This is a genomic window from Nitrospirota bacterium, from assembly GCA_030645475.1.
GTDB lineage: Bacteria > Nitrospirota > Nitrospiria > Nitrospirales > Nitrospiraceae > Palsa-1315.
The window spans coordinates 57,120-75,396 of record JAUSMA010000067.1 but is presented as its reverse complement, the minus strand read 5'-3'; the positions used below and the strand labels follow the sequence as shown (position 1 = coordinate 75,396).

Here is an 18,277-nt window from a genome sequence, read left to right as displayed (position 1 = left end):
TTGCCCCGTACCTCTGGCCCCGTGCCATTTTCACGTCGGCATCATAGAGAAGGATTGATTGGCTGGTCAACCGCACTTGTACGGCTTCTTGCTCCCTCTCTGGCATATCCGCATAATGCGGGCAAAGGAGAACGGAATGGCTCTGTCCGGTCATGTGGTGGGCTTGCTCAAAGAGTATATGGTGGATCTGGTCGAGCAGGCGAAGCAGGACACATCGGCACAGGAGCGGTTTGGATTTTCGGTGACGCCCTATCGTCCGGATCAGGCGATTTCCGATCTCCTGGCCTTGCTGGATGACCGTATTGAATCTGAAGGGATGCAAGTGGGCCTGCCAGAAGGTTTTCTCCACCAGATGTGGAGCCTCTGTAATGACGCGACGGCGCAGGTATCCGACCGGGTGTGGATCGAAGGGAACATCGGAAGTCAGGCTGCCAGTAAGTCGAGGATCAGAGAATTGACCTACCGGGCGCTGATTCAATACATTGAAATGCGTGATCGGGAGATTCACTGATGATGCAAGACCTGTCTCTTCGACTCTGTGCAACCGTGGGCATCGCGCTCATGCTTGCTGTAGTGATGCCGGCACCTGCTAAGGCAGGAGCCGAATCAGCCCCAACTCAATCCTCCTCGATTCACCTGCTTCCTCTTGTGACCGCAGGGCTCGAACGCCCGCTGTTTCTTACGCATGCCGGCGATGGGTCTCGACGCCTGTTTGTCGTCGAGCAGCCGGGGGCGATACGAATCATTAGCCAAGGCGTTCGGCGTGAGGCGCTATTTTTGGACTTACGCGACCGCGTGTTGACGGACGACACCGAGCGAGGGCTCTTGGGTCTGGCGTTTCATCCGGACTACCGCCGTAACGGGCGTTTCTTCGTGAATTACACCAGACAACCGGATGGCGCCACGGTCGTGGCGGAGTATCGGCGTGGTGGCGCCCCGGATGCGGCCTCGCGGGATGAGCGCGTGCTCATGGTCGTCATGCAGCCTGAGTCCAATCACAATGGCGGGATGTTGGCGTTCGGACCGGACGGGTATCTGTACATCGGTCTTGGAGACGGAGGTGCTTGGGGTGATCCTGGCAATCGCGCCCAAAACCTCAATGAACTGTTGGGGAAAGTTTTACGGATCGATGTCGATCATGGCGATCCCTATGCGATCCCGGAGGATAACCCGTTTGCCAGAGAGGGCGGTCGTCCGGAGATTTATGCCGTCGGGCTGCGGAATCCCTGGCGTTTCTCCTTCGACTTCAACAGTGCAGAACTGTGGGTTGCCGATGTGGGGCAGAAGAAGTGGGAAGAGGTCGATCTCGTCACGCGCGGAGGAAACTACGGGTGGCGCGTGATGGAGGGATCTCATTGTTACAATCCCGCGACCTCGTGCCCGACGGAGGGGCTCGCTTTGCCCGTCATGGAATATCGTCACGAGGAAGGGCGTTGCTCTATTATTGGCGGGTATGTCTATCGTGGTCTCGCGATGCCCGCGCTTCGCGGGGCCTATCTGTTTGGCGACTACTGTAGCGGTGAAGTGTTCGTCTTCAGGCAATCGGATGAAGGGGGGAAGGACGCGTCCCCCACGGTATTGATTAAGACGGGATTTCGAATTTCTTCGTTCGGGCAGGACGAAGAAGGCGAGATCTATCTGCTGGATCACGGCGGTGGTATTTACCGGTTGATCCCGCGTTGATAGGACTCTAGAGTTTTCCTGCCAGCCAATAAATTACGATACCTGCCAACTCCGTGACCACTTCTCTGTTGTGTTGTATCGCCCCATCGCTCGGCATGAAATCGAAGAGGTCGATGTCCTTCCAGCTTTCCTGAGGAAGGTCTTGAGAAGCATAGTCGCAGGGGGCCGGTGTGACGCGGAAGCCTTGCTTGGTGAACACCGGGACGGCGCGCGGGAGATGGCCGGCTGAGCTGACGAGCAGAATCGAGGCCGGCCCGATGAGCCGTTTGGTCCCTGTCGCATTCTCATAGGTGTTTCGCGCGTCGGTATCGACCATCGTGGCCGATTCTGGAACACCGAGACGGACCGCCCAACGTTGCATTTCTACCGCTTCTTTGGGCCCCGTACCGAAGACTCTGGCATCTCCTCCTGTCAGGACGACGGTTGGAGCATGACCCTGTTGGAAGAGATCTACGCCGCAGGTCGTGCGATTTCTGGAATAGGACGTGGGCTCAGCGGCCGGTCGAAGCGAACCCTTCTCGTTGACGCCTCCCCCCAGGACGACGATGGCATCGAAACGATCGGACGGCGAGAGGTGTGCGGGCTGGTACCAGGATTCGAGCGAGCCCATCAGCGAGGCCGCCACCAACGGGTTGGATATCGTCACGAGGAGGAGGAGGGATGTGATGGCGAGCCGTCGTACCCATCGCAGCCTTGTGGGAGAGAATGGAAAGAGGGCCAGGACCGTTGCCGCGCCGAGGAGCAGTACTACCCAGGTCAGCGGGTAGAGGCCGTACTTGACGAACTTATACAGACCGAAGAAGAATGGAGTCAGTTCCATCGGTGAGCCTCAATTGAGATGGGATGTCGGCGACAGCATACATGGAGTGAGCGGAATGACCAAGCAGGAAGAGGGGACGCAATGACAGAAGGGCGCCGCTATTGGCTGATGAAATCGGAGCCGCGTGTGTTTTCGATCGAGGATCTTGCCCAGTCTCCCAAGCAGATTACTAGTTGGGATGGGGTGCGGAATTACCAGGCACGTAATTTCATGCGTGCGATGAAGGTCGGCGACCAGGTGCTATTCTACCATAGTAATGCGGAGCCGCCGGCTGTGGTGGGGATTGCAGAGGTGGTGCGGACGGCCTATCCAGACGAGACGCAGTTCGACAAGACCCATCATCACTATGACCCGGCCAGCATGCCCTCTGCCCCTCGGTGGGATATGGTGGATATTCGGTATCGTCAGACATTGAAGACCAGTCTGGCGCTCGACCGACTGAGACAGGAGCCCAAGCTGAAGGACATGGTGTTGCTGCGAAAGGGCTCTCGCCTCTCGGTCCAACCGGTGACGGAAGCGGAATGGGCGGTGGTATTAAAACTTGCCGGGGCGAAGGTCAGCTAGCGGAACAACTGTTTGTGTATTTCAGAGTCTCTTTGGCCTTGCCATCATATGGGCAAGGGGAAAAGATTATGCGGGATGCTCAAAAAGTTCGTCCCGCAAGGCCGCAGGCGAGTCGAAACCGGAGGCGTACCCTCGTGGGTACGTTGAGGATTTCGATGAGCCGAGAACGAAGCGGGCGGACTTTTTCAGCATCCCGCTAGTTCTTGGCTTTGCCGGTGTCCAGATACCGGTGTTGCCAGTCGAGCCAGGCATGGCCCAATTCGTGGGCTAGAATGTAGCGCCGTCTGGTCACCGGCAAGCGCTTACGAAGATAGATGGTCTTGGTGGTGTCGTCCCAGATGCCGTCGGCATCGGGGTCCCGACGGTCCATGTCGGTATCAGACAGTTGCCGTACGGATATCCGGTAGCCAAAGGGGAGCACGACTCGTGAAGGCATGCGCAACATAATCGCCGCTCCTGGTTGTGTATCAGCCTATCACAAACTCCTTTCCCCGTTCACAGCTCGTACCATCAGTAAAATCAACGAATTAGACCATTGTTTCTGGCCTAGACTCGTGCCGTCACCGGTCTGTTTCTGTCGGTAAGGACAGACTGTCTCCGTGGGCCATGGTCTCAATCGCTCTCTGGATACTGACCGTTCCTCGTCGAGGGAGGATATCGAGTCGGAGCAACCCTGCCGCCAAAGGAACCGCTCACGAGATGTTCATTGGGCTCTCAGTCAGGAGTATACTCATAACATGTGAGGTCTCCCATGCATCGCGTGCTGATCCTCGGTGCGGGAAAGATTGGATCTCTGGTCGCTTGTCTCTTATCGGAGAACGGTGATTATGAGGTCACGCTTGGGGATATCAGCCTTGATGCCTCCAAGCGGTTTGTTCGTGAGCTCGGTCTCTCGCGAGTCACGCCCCTGCTTCTCGATGTCCGGCATCCTGACACCATCAGCTCGTATCTGACGGCGCATCGATTCGATGCGGTCCTGTCGAGCCTCCCCTATTTCTGCAATCCGATTGTCGCCGGATTGGCCAGGGAACATCGGCTGCATTATTTTGACCTGACGGAGGACGTCGAGGTCACTAATCAGGTCAAGGTCCTGAGCACCGACTCACCGCAGGCTTTTGTGCCGCAATGCGGTCTGGCTCCCGGCTTCATTAGCATTGTGACGCAGGACCTGATCACCCATTTCGATCGGGTGGATACGGTCAAAATGCGGGTGGGCGCCTTGCCGGTGCATCCCAGTAATGCGCTCAAGTATTCGCTGACCTGGTCGACGGATGGGCTCATCAATGAATATGGCAACATCTGTTATGGCATTGAGGGGGGAGAAAAGGTGCCCCTGCAGCCCCTTGAAGGCTATGAGACGATCGAGGTGGATGGACTTCTGTATGAGGCGTTCAACACATCCGGAGGACTGGGCACGCTGGCAGATACCTATGCAGGAAAGGTCCGGACCATGAACTACAAGACGCTCCGGTATCCTGGCCATTGCGAGAAAATTCATCTGTTGATGAACGATCTCAAGCTGAACGAGGATCGGGACACGCTCAAGCGCATTCTCGAACAAGCGATCCCGCAGACATTGCAAGATGTCGTGCTGATCTATGCCTCCGTGACTGGAATGAGAGACGGCGCGTTGTTTGAGGAGAACTATGTGAAGAAGATCTATCCCCAATGTATTAAGGGGAAACTCTGGTCCGCCATTCAAGTGACAACCGCTTCGAGCCTCTGTGCGGTCGCCGACCTCGTGCTCCAAACTCCTGAACGGTACAAGGGGTTCGTGCCTCAGGAATCGTTCCCGCTGCACGATTTTCTCGAAAATCGGTTTGGAGCCTCATACCGATGAAGCAGCCATTGGAAATCATGACAGAGCTGGGGCTGAGCGACGTGAATCCAGGGGCCAGCACAGGAGCCGGTTGGTGGTCCTCCCTCTCCATCGAGAGCAGGCTCGACTCTAGGAATCCTGCGACGGGAGAGGTCCTCGCCAGGGTGACGCCTGCCACGGCAGCCGATTACGAGCGGGTAGTAACGGAGACGCAGCGGGCATTCGCGCAATGGCGTCTGGTGCCGGCGCCGAAGCGTGGCGAGGTGATCCGGTTGATCGGCCAAGCCCTCAGGGACAAGAAAGATGCGCTGGGCAGCCTTATATCGATGGAGGTCGGCAAGATCAAAGCTGAGGGTGACGGCGAGGTGCAGGAGATGATCGACATGGCCGACTTCGCGGTCGGCCAATCGCGGATGCTCTATGGCCAGACCATGCATTCTGAACGGCCCAGCCATCGTATGTATGAACAGTGGCATCCGCTGGGGCCGATCGGCGTTCTGACCGCATTTAATTTTCCCATGGCAGTCTGGGCCTGGAATGCCTTTATTGCGGCCATCGCCGGGGATACCGTGGTGTGGAAGCCCTCGCCCAAAGCGCCGCTCTGTGCGATCGCCGTTCAGCAGCTTTGCAATCAGGTCATGGAACAGCAGGGGCTAGCGGGAATATTCTCGCTCTTTATCACGGATCGTACGGATTTGGCAGAGGCGATGGTGCGTGATAGCAGGCTTCCGTTGATCTCGTTCACCGGGTCGGTTCCGGTCGGTCGGCAGGTCGCGCAAGCGGTGGGAAAACGGCTGGGACGGGTGCTGTTGGAACTCAGCGGCAACAATGCCATCATCGTCGATGAAACCGCTGATCTGGACCTGGCGATTCGGGCCATTCTCTTTGGCGCAGTCGGTACCGCCGGTCAGCGCTGCACCACCACGAGACGCCTCTTTGTGCAGGAATCGAGGTCAGGTGAATTGGTCTCCCGTCTGGTATCGGCCTACAAACAGGTGCAGATCGGCGATCCGCTCAAGGCTGGTGTGCTGATGGGGCCCTTGATCGATCAGGCCGCCGTGCAAACATATCGAGAGGCCATCGAGGAGATCAAGAAAGAAGGGGGAGAGATTCTCTGTGGGGGGCATGTGCTTCCCGGGCCAGGAAATTTTGTCGAGCCGACGATCGTGTTGGCGCAAAACCGTTGGCCGATCGTGCAGCGGGAAACCTTTGCCCCGATTCTCTACCTCATGACCTATAAGACGCTCGATGAAGCGATTGCGATGCAGAACGATGTGCCGCAAGGCCTCTCGTCGGCACTGTTCACCAACCGCCTCAGACAGAGCGAGCAGTTTCTGTCTGTTGCCGGAAGCGATTGCGGGATTGCCAATATCAACCTGGGAACGTCCGGCGCTGAAATCGGCGGCGCGTTCGGCGGAGAGAAAACCACCGGCGGAGGACGCGAGGCTGGTTCGGATGCCTGGAAATTCTACATGCGGCGGCAGACGAACACGATCAACTGGGGCGGCGAATTGCCGTTGGCCCAGGGCATCACGTTCGGAGAATGACAGGATATCAGAGAAAGGAGTCGCCAACATGGATCACGCGGCAGAGTTGGATGGGCTCATCGAGCGGATGATCGCGACGTACGTCGCAGGCAATCGAGCAGCCAACGTACTACGCGCCTCGCTGGATGAAGCGGGGGTCGGTTTCTATCCGGTTGCGGACCATCTCACGTTGCGGACGCTGGATATCGACCGGCGTGCGGAGGAATTCACGAGGCTGGGGTATGGGTACAGTGAAACGATCGAGTATGAAGACTGGTATGCGAAGGTCTATCGGAAGGTCGGGTATCCCGCGCTCTTCGTGGATCAGGCCTATTCCGACGAACGGGGCCGCACCAGCATCATCCCCGGTTGGGTTAATACGTTCGGCGACCAGGTCTTTCATCATGTCGCGGTGCGAGTCGAAGACATCGAGTTGGCGATGGAGCGGTTGAAAGCCAAAGGGGTGGTCTTTACCGGCCAGATTGTCGGGGCCCGGGGTGGGCAGTTGCGACAAATCTTCACGGTGCCGGAAATGGTGGATGGCCAGCCGTTCTCCGTATTGGAACTCGCCGAGCGCCACCGCGGCTATCAGGGGTTCTCGCCTCCTCAGGCGGACAGCCTGATGAGGTCGACCGTGGGTCGATAGTGAGGATGCTGAAAAAATCCTCCAGCGGCGTTCTCTCGTCGTTCAGACCCTCAACGTACCCTAATGGGTACGCCTCGGGCCTTCGCTCGCTGCGGCCTTGCTGGACGGACTTTTTGAGCATCCTCAGCTAAGTTTTGCACAGCGCTATATGCAGACTCTCAAGGTCTGTCCTGGCTCAACCGAGTTTTCTCCTCGGTTGAGCCTCCTAAACGAATCGGCCCATGGTATGTTCTGACGCAGCAGAGTTGGTGAGATCGTGATGGATCTGAACTGTGGAGGAATGAGTATGACGAAAAATCGAGCGTTGGCGGTCAGCCTGGTTGGGCTGGTGGTCTCTGCAACAGCGGTATGTCTGTTCGACGATCTGCGGTCAGCGCAGGCATCACCTTCCGGCTCTGCGCCGCATGGAACGGTGACAATCGATGGGGTGACGGTTCCTGATATCGGCCCACTCCCGACGTCGATTCCGACACCCTCCACGAATCTGAACTACAAGGCGAAAGTCGACCTCGGCAAGCAACTGTACTTCGATGGCCGTCTGTCGAAGAATGGGGCCATCTCCTGTGCCTTCTGTCACAACCCTGGGACCGGATTTGCCGATCCTCGCCAAACCTCCATCGGGATCGACGGCGGTGTAGGTGGACGGCAGTCGCCCACAGTTTATAATACGGCATTTAATCATGTGCAGTTTTGGGATGGACGCGCGCGCTCGCTGGAAGAGCAGGCCATCGGGCCGATCCAGAATCCGATCGAGATGGGAGAGACGCATGAGCATGTCGTCAGCAAACTCAGCAAGGTCAAGGGTTACCAGCAGCAGTTCCGGGCCGTCTTTGGGACCGAGGTGAATCTGCAAGGAATTGCCGAGGCCATTGCTGCCTATGAACGGACCGTCATTTCCACGAACTCCGCCTTCGATAAGTATGTAGCCGGCGACGTGAAAGCCATGGATGAATCCGCCGTGCGAGGTCTGGCCTTGTTCAAAGGCAAGGCGCGCTGCATCCTCTGTCACAACGGATCGAACTTCACCGATAACCAATTCCATAATCTCGGCGTCCCTCAAGTCGGCCCGCTGAAAGAGGATCTGGGGCGCTACTATGTGACCAAAGCGGAAAAAGACAAAGGCGCCTTCAAAACGCCGACGCTGCGGAGCATTATCGAGACCGCGCCCTACATGCATGACGGAGCCTTCAAGACGCTTGATGAGGTCGTCGCGTTCCTCAATAGCGGAGGTGGCCCAAATTCGAATCTGAGTCCCCTGGTGAAGCCCTTGGGACTTACGCCGGATGAACAATCCGATGTGGTGGCATTTCTCAAGTCGTTAACTGGGGATCCGATAAAGTTTGAGATGCCGAAACTGCCTAAGTAGTTGAGAAGTAATGGTTTGGTCTCAGCTGATTCTTAACGGAAGAAAATAATCGCTAAAAATATTGATACATGAATCCTTTCGTGTGGACCGGACTCTCAGTATTCTGAAGCCCTATGTCAGGGTTTAGACGGCCAGGTCAATTCAGTTCGGTCAACCAACCCCAACCTCAGGAGGTCTATTGTGATGAGAAAAGGTCTGCTTGCCATGGTCGCGATTGCGGCGATCGGATGTGCCGGAGTGGCTCCGCAGAAGGCTGTCAGCGGGGAGCCGAAATCTCCGGTCGAAGGATTCGATATCCACGTGCAAGCTCCGCACATGATGGCCGACGGGACCCCTGGTGGGCCGTTCCATCACTACTGTAAGGGGGTTTCAGATCAGATTCTCCAATGTTTGCTGTTCGATTCTACGGATCCTAAAGCCAAATTAGTGGCCATCGAATATTTCGTCGCGAAGGATCTTACGCGAAAGCTGCCCGCGATCCAGTGGCACCGCCATTTCCACGATCATAAAGTCGAAATCGCCACGGGCCGCGTTCAGATCCTCGATATGCCGGCTGATCAGGCTGCCAAGGTGGCAGAAATTGCGGCAGGGACAGACGGGGTGATTTATCACTTGTGGCAGCATGGACAGGAATTTCCAGATGGTACTGTGACCTTTCCGCAATCCCTCGGGCACAAGTTCCCCGGACATTCCGATAAGTAGGATCGATAGTGGGGCCAGCCTCGTTCTCTATGGGCGAGGCTGGTCCCTATTGCTGTCGCAATGTCCATGATTGGTGGCAAGACGAGAGGAAGGGCGATGCATCGATACCTTCTGGGCGCGGTATGTGTAGCGGTGGCAGTCGGCTCGTGGGACATCCCGGCCTTCGGAGCAGATGAAGCGGTCCTCAAGCCTCGAGTGCCGATCGACAAGATCGAGGAAGCCAGGACCTGGACAAACCCTTTCGAGGTCACGCCTGAGAATATTGAAAAGGGGAAGGCGATATTTCATGGCAAGGCCTTCTGCGTCACCTGTCACGGCAAAGATGGGAAGGGATTCGGGGACATTCCAGGCCTTGTCGGAAAGCTGCCGCGCAATTTCACCGACAAAGTGTGGCAAGCGGCCAGAACGGATGGCGAACTGATTTGGATCCTCAAAAATGGCAGCCCTGGGACCGATATGGCCTCGTTTATTCCGCTGGTCCTCACCGAAGAAGAAGCCTGGCACGTGCTGCTCTACGTGCGATCCTTCGCTGGCGTTAAGTAAGACTCTTGCCTCACTTCAGTACAGCTGATCGCACCTCAAGTTCTCCTCGTGAGTAACCGATATGGCTAGCGTCACGACATCGGTCTATGCTGAACGAAGGGAATACGATGACGCTCAAAGAGGCGATTACGGCGGCGATTGGGGCGCACGGCAAGTGGAAAACGAAGTTTCGTGAGTTCATGGATGGGAAGTTAGAGCTCGATGCCGCCACCGTGCAGAAGAACAATGTCTGCGATTTCGGCAAATGGCTCGAAGGAGATGGGAAGCAGGCGTTGGTTGTTGGCGACTATCAACAGATTCATCGCCTTCACACGGAGCTCCACAGTAAGGCTGCCTCTGTCATCACCATGAGAAAGGCTGGCGATGTCGCCGGCGCCGAGAAAGCGTTGGCACTGGGTGGTGCCTTCACAGACGCGAGCGGAGCGCTGACCAGAGTGATGATGGATGTCTCGAAGCGCGCGGCCTAGATGTTGTCCATTTCGGTAGCCTCGTCATGGACTTGCCCTCATGTATTTCTCTAGTCCTCACTGAAGAAGACGCGTGGCAGAAATTGCTCTACCTTCGGTCTTTTGGCCGTCTCAGAAGCATGGCCTGCGTTCGTGCAGCCTGATTCTGGGCGGTCTTTCCTTGCTCCTATGTCCTGCGCATCTTTTTGCGCCTCGTGATGCAGCGGCCGACTGGTCTGCCCTAGCGGAGGCCAAGGTCCTCTATACCGACAACGTGTTCGAGCTCTCGTCGTCTCGGCGGCTGAGTTTGAGTGAAGATCCCAGCCAGCCGGCCATTGTGCCGGTGAAGAAGCCCAGCGACATCGTCTGGGAGCCTTCCGTCGACCTTCGCCATACCTCGAACCCCACGAATCTCGGTCCGACCGAAGTCTCGCTCAAAGCGCATGGTTTCATCTTCACCGACAATCCCATCTTTAATCATGGAAATTACCGGATTCAAGTGAAGCAGGCGCTCGATTCCGAGACGTCTCTCCTGCTGCGTTATCGCTATGTCCCGAATCTCTTCCTGGGCCCGAACTACGAACGACGCACGGGGCAACGTTTGGATGAAGAAGAGCGGGTGACGTCCCACATCTGGCGACTACAACTGGAGCGCCGTTTGAGTGAGCATCTCACGGCCACGTTAGTCGGCCGCTACGGGCTTCGCCAATTCAATGACGTGTTTGCTGAGCGGGATACCACGTTCTGGACGTCGGGGTCACAACTGGAGTGGAGGATGAACTCTTGGCTCACGCTGGCGACGGCCTACCTCTACGAACGAGGGTTGGCCGATGGACGGCAGGAGGTTCAATTCAAAGACGATGTCTCCTATCGCCAACATTTTGCGTCGGTGGGGGCCACGGCTCAGGTGAGCAGGTTCCTATCCGTAACCCTCGGCTATGCGTATAGACGGAAAGTCTTCACCAGCGAGATTGTCGGAGACTCGAATCGAGGGGTGATCGATGCGACGCATCAGGGGTCTGCGGAGCTGACCTATGAAGTGAATCAGGCCACAGCGATGACTCTGGGATTTCAGCGGAGTCAGCGATCCTCGAATGCCGCCACGCGCGATTTCTTCAACACCAATACGTCACTCAGTCTTCAGTACCGATTCTAGTTCCCCCTGAAGAGATGTGGACAATAGTTCAACTGCGACACCTCACGTGCCGGTCCTTGTTGAGGCTGGAAGGGCGATGCCATGCCGAGATGAATAGGAGATGCATTTTTGTTCTGTCTATGATGACCGGCGGTCCTGGACGAATGACAAGGAGGAGTAGAGAGTGCGTGGAGAGGAGGTTTTGGTGGGCCGTGTAGGGGTTGAACCTACGGCCCGCTGATTAAGAGTCAGCTGCTCTACCAACTGAGCTAACGGCCCACCGGGTATGTACGTGGCGGATATCTATGTGCGGCGACTGTTCCTTGCCTGTTTGCTGGTGCGCCTGACAGGATTTGAACCTGTGGCCCTCAGCTCCGGAGGCTGATGCTCTATCCAGCTGAGCTACAGGCGCTCCCGCAACCAAGGTTTGAGACATTAGCACAGGGTTTTATCCTCTGTCTAGCAGTAGTCTTACGAACCGTCTTGTCTATGTCCAGCTAAGAACCCGTAGGGCAGGAGCATTTCTTCCCCTGCTGATTCTGTCGCGAGACGAAGGGTCTCCAATGCGAGAGTTTCCTCCTGTAGTAAGCGATTTTCCTCCTCCCGGAATGAAGAGGGGAGTCGCAAAATCGGGATGAATGTTTGGACTTCGCAGGCGCCATGGGCTAGACCGCGGCTTTCTGTCGGGATGCCCATGGATCGGCAAACCAGGGGGCGGTATTGATAGACGCCACAACGACCGTCCGGTTCGAGTGCTGGACAGGGATAGTGATGAAACTCTGTGACCAGTCGGTCGATTTCCAGGTCTGGCCAATTGTCGAGCAGCTCGGTATGGGTCAGTTGTGGGAAGGCGGCCTCCATTGCGGCAGTCTGTTCGACGGCACGCTGCTCGATGCGCAGGCGCTGATCCTGCGAGAGGCTGGGCAGTCCCTGTTGGATGGTTTTGACGTCGAGGAGGGTAATGGGAAATGGACCGATGCAACAGTTGGTGCAGCCGAGTCGGCAGGGTACTTCACCGAGCAGGGCGGCAGTGGCCCGGTCGAACCAATGGGCGGTGTGTTGGTAGAGAGGAGCGGGGGTAAGCGGAGTTGGACCTGCCACGGCGGATTATTCCACTTTAACGGAGAGATCGAGGATCAGGTCGCCTTTGGGTGAGTAGAAGCCTTGGTTATCGATCTGGACGATGCCGTTACATTGCTCTTGGTAGAACTCTAAAATCCAACCGTTGAAGTCATAGCCCTCATCGGTGATGTCGTTTTGTACAAATCGAGTGGTGAGCACGAATCGCGCGCGCTCGATGTACTCGCGTACGAGGCCTGCCTCGATATCGTCGTGAGCGGAGACGAGGTCCAGGAATTGGGCCTTTTCTTTGTCGAACACGTCTTGATAGGTGCCTCGATCCCTGACACAGAGTACTTGGATCGGTTTGCGGTCGCGATCGTATCCGAGCGTCACTTGGACCCAGGCCCATTCATCCAACATGGTGTCGTCCATATCCGGCGGCGCAATCGGCGTCTGACCGCGGGACTTGAGAAATTCCAGGAGCAGACGAAGGGGGGGCGAGTTTTCCTTTTGACAAAACACGCGAGAATACTGGAACGACTCTGCCTGTGCCTCGTCAGCCGGTTGGGCCGTCGAAGGCAGAATAGGTAGTTCTTTTGCCATGCTAGCAACTCCGAGTGTGCGGCATTATTGAGACACAAATGCTATCCAATATTCCACTTTACGCTGGCTGGTCTTGAAACTGCAAGCGGCGGTAGAGGCGTTTCCCTACGTCTGGCCTGTGTTTTTCCGGTTGACAGCTTCCGAGCGCTTGGATAGACTCCCGCTGGTTTTCGTTGCAGCGCATATCACGACTGTTTGTTTGCGAATGTGTATCGAGTCTGAGTGGGGTCAAGATAGGGGCGAGTTTGTTGTTGTTCACCATCTTGTTTTTTTAAGGAGGTTGGTTGCATGGCTAAATCAATGACCAAGTCGCAGATTGCTGAACATATGGCCCAGAAGACCGGGCTGACCAAGAAAGCGTCCGTCCAGCTCATGGATGACTTTGCTGCCTTGGCCTACAAGGAAGCGAAGAACATATTCGTGATTCCTGGGATCGGGAAGCTCGTATTGGCAAACCGCAAGGCCCGCATGGGACGGAACCCGCAGACCGGTGAGCCGATCAAGATTCCTGCTAAGCGTGTGGTCAAGTTCCGCGTGGCCAAGGCCGCCAAGGACGCGATCCTCGGCAAGAAGTAAGCGAAGACCGTCCGGCGTAGATCGGACGTCACGCGCCTTCTGTCAGCTTCTTTCGTGCTGCATGAAGAATCGCAGGGCCGACGCCCCGAGAGGGGCGTCGGCCCTGTAGTTTGTGGTTTCGTTACAGCGAGGGGCCGAGTCCGGTCCCTCCCATCCCGTCGTGTCCCACCAGCCTGATAGCGTCGCCGTCCTGAACCAGTGAGTCGTCGCTCGCGATCTTTTTATTGATGGTCACGAGCACTTTCTTCTCGCGGATGAGTTGGAGGAGATGGCGCAACTGAATGCCCTGTCGCTGGATCACCTGGCGGACAGACATCGGTGATGGCACTTCACATGCGAGGTCCCGTTCTCCATCGGCGGTCTGTAGCTGACCCATCAGTGAAATCGTAATCATGGTCGGATACTCCTCATCTTCAGTCGAGACAGCTGTCTATTATGGTGGGGGCCTTGTGCCCGTTGACTCCATGCTGGTTGCCATCGATAATGCTGGGCCATGCCATCGCTCGATATCCACAATCCCGGGATGCCGGATTTGCAATTCGTCCTGTTTGTGTCGGCCCTCTGTACGGCTGATCTCACGACGCTGAATGTGCCCGCTGAGCTTCGAGCCGAGATTTTCGACCGTTGCTGGTCGCTCATCCATACGGAGGCGCCACCGACCGATCGCAAGGAGCGTGTGCTCGATCTCCGCGGAGGCACCGAATTGACGCTGGAAGCCTGCCTGTCTACGATCCGTTCATTACTGGCAGACGCCGGTATTCGTACCCTCACCTGGGATCATCCGGTGAGTGAGCCGACCCGCGAGAGCACGCCGGCCGCGAAGCCGCTCATTGATCGGCTTGGGCGATTGTACCCTGATCCTCCTGAGATCGTCGATCCCGAAAGGCCGGCGTCTGGTTGATGGGGCTCACCGTGTCTCGGTATCGATCTGTCGGATGAAATGACATGGTGGCCCATTGATCCTGCGAGGATCGCTATGTTATTCAGCGAGGAGAGAGTGGTACGATTGCGGTGACGGTTCGATTTCTTAGCATATGGAGGAGGACACGATGGGGAAAAGTTTGAAGGGAACGAAGAGCCACGATAATCTCAAGGGGGCTTTCGCAGGAGAGTCTCAGGCCAATCGGCGCTATCTCTATTTCGCCCGGCGGGCGGACATCGAGGGCTTTCCTGATATTGGAGGTCTGTTCCGCGATACATCCGAGGCAGAAACTGGCCATGCCTTTGGGCATCTCGACTTCTTGAAGGAAGTCGGAGATCCGGCGACCGGGGTGCCGATCGGTAATACCGAAGCTAATCTGAAGTCGGCGATTGAGGGCGAAACTTACGAGTATACCCAGATGTATCCCGGTATGGCTAAAACGGCTCGGGACGAGGGATTCCCTGAACTGGCCGAATGGTTCGAGACCCTCGCCAAGGCGGAGCGGTCCCATGCGAATCGTTTCACGAAGGGACTCGACAGTCTGAAGCAGCTCTAGAATTTTTCCATGTGCGACATCACGGGGGTGGGCTGGAAATATTCCAGCTCACCCTTTGTATTTTCCGATCTTGTAATTAGAAGACGTCACAGGAGACAATGCACACCGTGAATGGTCTGAGCCTGCTCAACCCCATCGATCCTGCACAGCTCCAGAAAGACACGCAGCGCATTTACGAAGTCTGCGATGGCTGCCGGCGCTGTTTCAATCTCTGCCCCTCTTTCAACACACTGCTGGACGGCATCGACCGGTATGAGGGCGATGTCGCGAAGTTGACGTCCACGGATCATAACCGGATTGTTGACGAATGTTATTACTGTAAGCTCTGTTACAACCACTGTCCCTATACGCCGCCGCATCAGTATGGACTCGACTTTCCCCGCTTGATGATCGCCTGGAAGAAGCATCTGGCCGCGACGCGCGGGGTGAGCTGGCGCGATTGGTTCTTGATCAAGACGGATATCATCGGCACCCTTGGGAGTCTGCTGGCGCCGATTGCCAATTGGCTGTTGGGCTTTCGGATTCTTCGGGTCGCGACGGAACCGCTCGTGGGTGTGCATCGGGATCGGCAGGTCCTGCCCTTTGCTGCGGAGACCTTTACCCATTGGTGGGAGCGCCGAGGGGCGGCACAGGTTCCTGCCTCCGCGCCGCGGAAGGTCGCGCTCTTTGGGAGCTGTCTGGTCAACTATCAAGCGACCGACGTCGGGAAAGCGACGATTCAAGTTCTCGAAAAAAACGGTGTCCATGTCGTGATTCCCGAACAGCGTTGTTGCGGCATGCCCTCGTTTGATATCGGCGATACGGCTGCGATTCAGCAGGCCGCCTCGGTGAATGTCGCCTCGTTCCTGCCATGGGTTGAGAAAGGGTACGAGATTGTCGTGCCGGTGCCCAGTTGCAGTCTGATGTGGAAGCGGGAATATCCGGAGATCGTCGGTGGCCCTGACGTGCGGCTTGTGGCGGAACGGACGTTCGATGTCTGCGAATACCTCATGAAGATGAAGCGGGAGGGCGCATTGGCCACCGACTTTCAGCAGAAGCCCGGGCGAGTCGCCTACCAAATACCGTGCCATTTGCGGGATCAAAACATCGGATTCAAATCCAAGGAACTGATGGAATGTGTCGGTGCGCAGGTCGAGGTAATTGAGAAATGTTCCGGCCACGATGGCTCCTGGTCCGCCAAGACGGAGTTTTTCCCCCTATCGATGCTGATCGCGCAGAAGGCTGTTCGTGTGATTGAGGAGGCTCCGGCTGATCTGGTCGCGACCGATTGCCCGTTGGCGGGGTTGCAGCTGGATCAAGCAGGCGCGATGGCCCATGCCGGTGGCAGATCGACGAAGCATCCGATTCAAATCGTGCGCGATGCCTATGGGTTGAAATAAAGTATGAACTTATTAACGACACAAGACCTTTTGCCTGCCGCGGCCTATGAACAGCAACGGGAGCCGTTCCGTTCACAGATCATCGCGCTCAAGCAGCGGCGCAGGATCTCTGTCGGGCCGCTCATCACACTCGTCTTTGAGAATCGCGAGACCTTACGGTTTCAGACTCAGGAAATGATTCGAGTCGAACAGATCCTCGATCCCCACAAGGTTCAAGAAGAATTGGACGTCTATAATGCCCTCATGCCGGGAGCCGGCGAGTTGAGCGCCACCTTAATGATCGAAATTACGGAGCCGGATCGGATGAAGGAATGGCTCGACATGTTTATGGGGCTTGATCACGGTGAAAAAATCGCGATTCGCTCCGGGACTGAGCATGTCTTCGGGGAGTTCGAGGGGGGGCACAGCCATGAAACGAAAATCAGCGCCGTGCATTTCGTGCGGTTTAGACCGGCCGCATCGATGATCGCGGCGTTTGCCGATTTACATGTGCCGGTCACATTGACGGTCCACCATCGCGAATACCAGGCTGACGTGTCTGTTCCAGGGAGTATGCGTGAAGAATGGCTCAAGGATCTCCGGTAGTCGCGAGTGCTGAATAGAACATGTTTCAAGGATAAGGCAAAGGGATAAGAAGATGCCATCTGTCTTGCTGACGAAACGTATCGAGTTTGCGGCGGCGCATCGGTATATCAAAGCGGAGTGGGACGAGGCCAAGAACCGTGCGGTGTTCGGCCGTTGTTACAACCCGCCTGCGCATGGACATAACTACATGGTCGAGGTGACGGTCTTGGGTGAGGTGGATCCGAAGACCGGCATGGTGGTGAATCTCTTCGATTTGAAGCGGGTCTTGCTCGATGTGCTGGAGGAGTTCGACCATAAGAACCTGAATTTGGACATGTCGTATTTTACGGATCGGATTCCTACGTCAGAAAACCTGGCACGCCTTCTTTGGACCAAATTGGAACTGCAGAAGGAGATCGGCACACTCCACACGATTCGATTATACGAGGACGAAGACCTCTATGCCGAGGTGACTGCCGTGGCCGGGCTCGACGTCGCCAGTGTGACCAGGCGTTACTCGTTTACGGCGGTGCAGGATGGCAACCAGGGTCGCGAGTGGGACTGTTTCGTGACGGTCCATGGCGCCATCGATGCCGTAACCGGCATGGTCACCGACATCGGGGCGCTCAACCGTTTGGTCCAGGGGAAAGTCGTGCAGGCCCTTGACCATCAGGACCTTCGTCAGGTCCTCGGGACTCAGGTCGTGACCGGAGAGCAACTGGTCGAGCATATCTGGAAGCAACTGGCCTCTTCTTTTTCAGCTGGCAGACTTTCGAACGTGCGTCTCGTGCAATCTCGTGACTTATTCTTCGAATTTGCAGGTTGACCGGGCTGCGCTCGTGCGGTTGGGGCGTTCTATGAAGACAGGTCTGATCTTTGGGCTGTTGATGCTGTGCCTCTTGTGGCCTGCGGTCTCCAGGTCTGCCGAAGAAGCGGAGGCGATCGAGAGGACCGTCAAGGATGCCGCCATGGCCGCGGCGACTTTCTCGGAAACCAGAGACAAGCAATCCGTCTTGAAGCTCTACACCAAGGACTATGTCGGTATTCAGGATGGCGAGACGGAGGGCCGTGCCTCTATCGAAAAGTGGCTGTCGGACTATGAGGCTGAACTCGACAAAGGCAGTACCCTGCGGTTTATCGGCGCCGTGTCGAATTTACAGGTTCGACTGACCGGCTCGACAGCCTGGGCGACGTATGACTATGTGTTTCAGGCGATCAGAAAAGGCGAATTTGAAGCACAGGACTCCGGACAATGTACCGCACTCTTGCGCAAGGATGGCCCCCTGTGGCTTATCTTCCACGAGCATTGCTCGAAGACACGGTCTGGATTCGGGAAGTAATGAGACGGGGCGCAGGGGAGGGACC

23 protein-coding genes and 2 tRNA genes are annotated in these 18,277 nt (G+C 56.5%); 18 read left to right on the top strand and 7 right to left on the bottom strand.

Annotated elements, in window-relative coordinates; all coding sequences use genetic code 11:
- The first annotated feature begins 136 nt into the window (after window positions 1–136).
- A complete protein-coding gene (locus Q7U76_13900; GenBank protein ID MDO8357476.1) occupies window positions 137–511 on the top strand; it encodes a hypothetical protein in 375 nt (124 codons plus the stop codon).
- Window positions 511–1,683: a PQQ-dependent sugar dehydrogenase gene (locus Q7U76_13895; GenBank protein MDO8357475.1), complete on the top strand. Its 1,173-nt coding sequence runs from the start codon at window positions 511–513 to the stop codon at window positions 1,681–1,683. The genes Q7U76_13900 and Q7U76_13895 overlap by 1 nt, the downstream gene beginning before the upstream one ends.
- A gap of 7 nt (window positions 1,684–1,690) precedes the next feature.
- Here the strand turns inward: Q7U76_13895 and Q7U76_13890 are convergent, their stop codons facing one another.
- A complete protein-coding gene (locus Q7U76_13890) occupies window positions 1,691–2,503 on the bottom strand; it encodes a YdcF family protein (protein MDO8357474.1) in 813 nt (270 codons plus the stop codon).
- 81 nt (window positions 2,504–2,584) lie between these two features.
- Between Q7U76_13890 and Q7U76_13885 the strand changes: the two genes are divergently transcribed.
- Window positions 2,585–3,067 carry an EVE domain-containing protein gene (locus Q7U76_13885; protein ID MDO8357473.1) on the top strand — a complete coding sequence of 161 codons (483 nt, stop codon included), beginning with the start codon at window positions 2,585–2,587 and terminating at the stop codon, window positions 3,065–3,067.
- 196 nt (window positions 3,068–3,263) lie between these two features.
- Here the strand turns inward: Q7U76_13885 and Q7U76_13880 are convergent, their stop codons facing one another.
- Window positions 3,264–3,512 (bottom strand): ImmA/IrrE family metallo-endopeptidase, encoded by a 249-nt coding sequence (locus Q7U76_13880; protein ID MDO8357472.1) that lies wholly within the window; start codon window positions 3,510–3,512, stop codon window positions 3,264–3,266.
- A gap of 306 nt (window positions 3,513–3,818) precedes the next feature.
- Here Q7U76_13880 and Q7U76_13875 point away from each other — a divergent pair, with 306 nt between their 5' ends.
- From Q7U76_13875 to Q7U76_13840, 8 genes are all read left to right on the top strand, one after another.
- The gene (locus Q7U76_13875; protein MDO8357471.1) at window positions 3,819–4,907 is read left to right on the top strand and encodes a saccharopine dehydrogenase C-terminal domain-containing protein; all 1,089 of its coding nucleotides are present in this window, start codon (window positions 3,819–3,821) and stop codon (window positions 4,905–4,907) included.
- Between the two features lie 8 nt (window positions 4,908–4,915).
- Window positions 4,916–6,433 carry an aldehyde dehydrogenase family protein gene (locus tag Q7U76_13870; GenBank protein ID MDO8357470.1) on the top strand — a complete coding sequence of 506 codons (1,518 nt, stop codon included), beginning with the start codon at window positions 4,916–4,918 and terminating at the stop codon, window positions 6,431–6,433.
- Between the two features lie 28 nt (window positions 6,434–6,461).
- Window positions 6,462–7,058, top strand: coding sequence for a hypothetical protein (locus Q7U76_13865; GenBank protein MDO8357469.1), 597 nt, complete (start codon window positions 6,462–6,464; stop codon window positions 7,056–7,058).
- Window positions 7,059–7,344: 286 nt separating this feature from the next.
- Complete coding sequence (locus Q7U76_13860; protein MDO8357468.1) at window positions 7,345–8,424, top strand: cytochrome-c peroxidase; 1,080 nt, start codon at window positions 7,345–7,347, stop codon at window positions 8,422–8,424.
- A gap of 183 nt (window positions 8,425–8,607) precedes the next feature.
- On the top strand, window positions 8,608–9,126 hold the full coding sequence (locus Q7U76_13855) for a DUF1264 domain-containing protein (protein MDO8357467.1): 519 nt from the start codon (window positions 8,608–8,610) through the stop codon (window positions 9,124–9,126).
- A gap of 96 nt (window positions 9,127–9,222) precedes the next feature.
- Complete coding sequence (locus tag Q7U76_13850) at window positions 9,223–9,669, top strand: cytochrome c (protein MDO8357466.1); 447 nt, start codon at window positions 9,223–9,225, stop codon at window positions 9,667–9,669.
- Between the two features lie 86 nt (window positions 9,670–9,755).
- Window positions 9,756–10,136, top strand: coding sequence for a CZB domain-containing protein (locus tag Q7U76_13845; protein ID MDO8357465.1), 381 nt, complete (start codon window positions 9,756–9,758; stop codon window positions 10,134–10,136).
- Window positions 10,137–10,209: 73 nt separating this feature from the next.
- Window positions 10,210–11,271, top strand: coding sequence for a hypothetical protein (locus Q7U76_13840; GenBank protein ID MDO8357464.1), 1,062 nt, complete (start codon window positions 10,210–10,212; stop codon window positions 11,269–11,271).
- Between the two features lie 182 nt (window positions 11,272–11,453).
- Here Q7U76_13840 and Q7U76_13835 read toward each other — a convergent pair.
- The 4 genes from Q7U76_13835 to Q7U76_13820 all read right to left on the bottom strand — a co-directional run bounded on the left by Q7U76_13835 (window position 11,454) and on the right by Q7U76_13820 (window position 12,915).
- A tRNA-Lys gene (locus tag Q7U76_13835) sits at window positions 11,454–11,529 on the bottom strand.
- A gap of 56 nt (window positions 11,530–11,585) precedes the next feature.
- Window positions 11,586–11,662 (bottom strand) — tRNA-Arg (locus tag Q7U76_13830).
- Window positions 11,663–11,721: 59 nt separating this feature from the next.
- Window positions 11,722–12,351, bottom strand: a complete 630-nt coding sequence (locus Q7U76_13825) for a YkgJ family cysteine cluster protein (protein MDO8357463.1) — start codon at window positions 12,349–12,351, stop codon at window positions 11,722–11,724.
- A gap of 6 nt (window positions 12,352–12,357) precedes the next feature.
- The gene (locus Q7U76_13820; GenBank protein ID MDO8357462.1) at window positions 12,358–12,915 is read right to left on the bottom strand and encodes a hypothetical protein; all 558 of its coding nucleotides are present in this window, start codon (window positions 12,913–12,915) and stop codon (window positions 12,358–12,360) included.
- Between the two features lie 288 nt (window positions 12,916–13,203).
- Between Q7U76_13820 and Q7U76_13815 the strand changes: the two genes are divergently transcribed.
- Entirely contained in the window at window positions 13,204–13,491 is a 288-nt protein-coding gene (locus Q7U76_13815) for an HU family DNA-binding protein (protein ID MDO8357461.1), read from the top strand.
- Between the two features lie 121 nt (window positions 13,492–13,612).
- On the opposite strand, the gene Q7U76_13810 is transcribed toward Q7U76_13815, so the two are convergent.
- Window positions 13,613–13,885, bottom strand: a complete 273-nt coding sequence (locus Q7U76_13810) for a MoaD/ThiS family protein (protein MDO8357460.1) — start codon at window positions 13,883–13,885, stop codon at window positions 13,613–13,615.
- 99 nt (window positions 13,886–13,984) lie between these two features.
- On the opposite strand from Q7U76_13810, the gene Q7U76_13805 reads away from it, so the two are divergent.
- The 6 genes from Q7U76_13805 (at window position 13,985) to Q7U76_13780 (ending at window position 18,252) form a co-directional block, all read left to right on the top strand.
- On the top strand, window positions 13,985–14,392 hold the full coding sequence (locus tag Q7U76_13805) for a hypothetical protein (GenBank protein MDO8357459.1): 408 nt from the start codon (window positions 13,985–13,987) through the stop codon (window positions 14,390–14,392).
- A gap of 148 nt (window positions 14,393–14,540) precedes the next feature.
- Complete coding sequence (locus Q7U76_13800; protein ID MDO8357458.1) at window positions 14,541–14,969, top strand: rubrerythrin family protein; 429 nt, start codon at window positions 14,541–14,543, stop codon at window positions 14,967–14,969.
- A gap of 107 nt (window positions 14,970–15,076) precedes the next feature.
- Window positions 15,077–16,348, top strand: a complete 1,272-nt coding sequence (locus Q7U76_13795) for a heterodisulfide reductase-related iron-sulfur binding cluster (GenBank protein MDO8357457.1) — start codon at window positions 15,077–15,079, stop codon at window positions 16,346–16,348.
- Window positions 16,349–16,351: 3 nt separating this feature from the next.
- Complete coding sequence (locus Q7U76_13790) at window positions 16,352–16,933, top strand: DUF3501 family protein (protein MDO8357456.1); 582 nt, start codon at window positions 16,352–16,354, stop codon at window positions 16,931–16,933.
- A 52-nt stretch (window positions 16,934–16,985) separates the two neighbouring features.
- The gene (locus tag Q7U76_13785) at window positions 16,986–17,738 is read left to right on the top strand and encodes a 6-carboxytetrahydropterin synthase (protein ID MDO8357455.1); all 753 of its coding nucleotides are present in this window, start codon (window positions 16,986–16,988) and stop codon (window positions 17,736–17,738) included.
- A gap of 31 nt (window positions 17,739–17,769) precedes the next feature.
- The gene (locus Q7U76_13780) at window positions 17,770–18,252 is read left to right on the top strand and encodes a DUF4440 domain-containing protein (GenBank protein MDO8357454.1); all 483 of its coding nucleotides are present in this window, start codon (window positions 17,770–17,772) and stop codon (window positions 18,250–18,252) included.
- Window positions 18,253–18,277 lie beyond the last annotated feature (25 nt).

What these genes read in the sequence shown, in the direction of transcription:
- Q7U76_13900 (MDO8357476.1), top strand. Translation starts at nt 137, where the DNA reads ATGGCTCTGTCCGGTCATGTGGTGGGCTTGCTCAAAGAGTATATGGTG.
- Q7U76_13895 (MDO8357475.1), top strand. Translation starts at nt 511, where the DNA reads ATGATGCAAGACCTGTCTCTTCGACTCTGTGCAACCGTGGGCATCGCG.
- Q7U76_13890 (MDO8357474.1), bottom strand. Translation starts at nt 2,503, where the DNA reads ATGGAACTGACTCCATTCTTCTTCGGTCTGTATAAGTTCGTCAAGTAC.
- Q7U76_13885 (MDO8357473.1), top strand. Translation starts at nt 2,585, where the DNA reads ATGACAGAAGGGCGCCGCTATTGGCTGATGAAATCGGAGCCGCGTGTG.
- Q7U76_13880 (MDO8357472.1), bottom strand. Translation starts at nt 3,512, where the DNA reads ATGTTGCGCATGCCTTCACGAGTCGTGCTCCCCTTTGGCTACCGGATA.
- Q7U76_13875 (MDO8357471.1), top strand. Translation starts at nt 3,819, where the DNA reads ATGCATCGCGTGCTGATCCTCGGTGCGGGAAAGATTGGATCTCTGGTC.
- Q7U76_13865 (MDO8357469.1), top strand. Translation starts at nt 6,462, where the DNA reads ATGGATCACGCGGCAGAGTTGGATGGGCTCATCGAGCGGATGATCGCG.
- Q7U76_13860 (MDO8357468.1), top strand. Translation starts at nt 7,345, where the DNA reads ATGACGAAAAATCGAGCGTTGGCGGTCAGCCTGGTTGGGCTGGTGGTC.
- Q7U76_13855 (MDO8357467.1), top strand. Translation starts at nt 8,608, where the DNA reads ATGAGAAAAGGTCTGCTTGCCATGGTCGCGATTGCGGCGATCGGATGT.
- Q7U76_13850 (MDO8357466.1), top strand. Translation starts at nt 9,223, where the DNA reads ATGCATCGATACCTTCTGGGCGCGGTATGTGTAGCGGTGGCAGTCGGC.
- Q7U76_13845 (MDO8357465.1), top strand. Translation starts at nt 9,756, where the DNA reads ATGCTGAACGAAGGGAATACGATGACGCTCAAAGAGGCGATTACGGCG.
- Q7U76_13820 (MDO8357462.1), bottom strand. Translation starts at nt 12,915, where the DNA reads ATGGCAAAAGAACTACCTATTCTGCCTTCGACGGCCCAACCGGCTGAC.
- Q7U76_13815 (MDO8357461.1), top strand. Translation starts at nt 13,204, where the DNA reads ATGGCTAAATCAATGACCAAGTCGCAGATTGCTGAACATATGGCCCAG.
- Q7U76_13810 (MDO8357460.1), bottom strand. Translation starts at nt 13,885, where the DNA reads ATGATTACGATTTCACTGATGGGTCAGCTACAGACCGCCGATGGAGAA.
- Q7U76_13805 (MDO8357459.1), top strand. Translation starts at nt 13,985, where the DNA reads ATGCCATCGCTCGATATCCACAATCCCGGGATGCCGGATTTGCAATTC.
- Q7U76_13800 (MDO8357458.1), top strand. Translation starts at nt 14,541, where the DNA reads ATGGGGAAAAGTTTGAAGGGAACGAAGAGCCACGATAATCTCAAGGGG.
- Q7U76_13790 (MDO8357456.1), top strand. Translation starts at nt 16,352, where the DNA reads ATGAACTTATTAACGACACAAGACCTTTTGCCTGCCGCGGCCTATGAA.
- Q7U76_13785 (MDO8357455.1), top strand. Translation starts at nt 16,986, where the DNA reads ATGCCATCTGTCTTGCTGACGAAACGTATCGAGTTTGCGGCGGCGCAT.
- Q7U76_13780 (MDO8357454.1), top strand. Translation starts at nt 17,770, where the DNA reads ATGAAGACAGGTCTGATCTTTGGGCTGTTGATGCTGTGCCTCTTGTGG.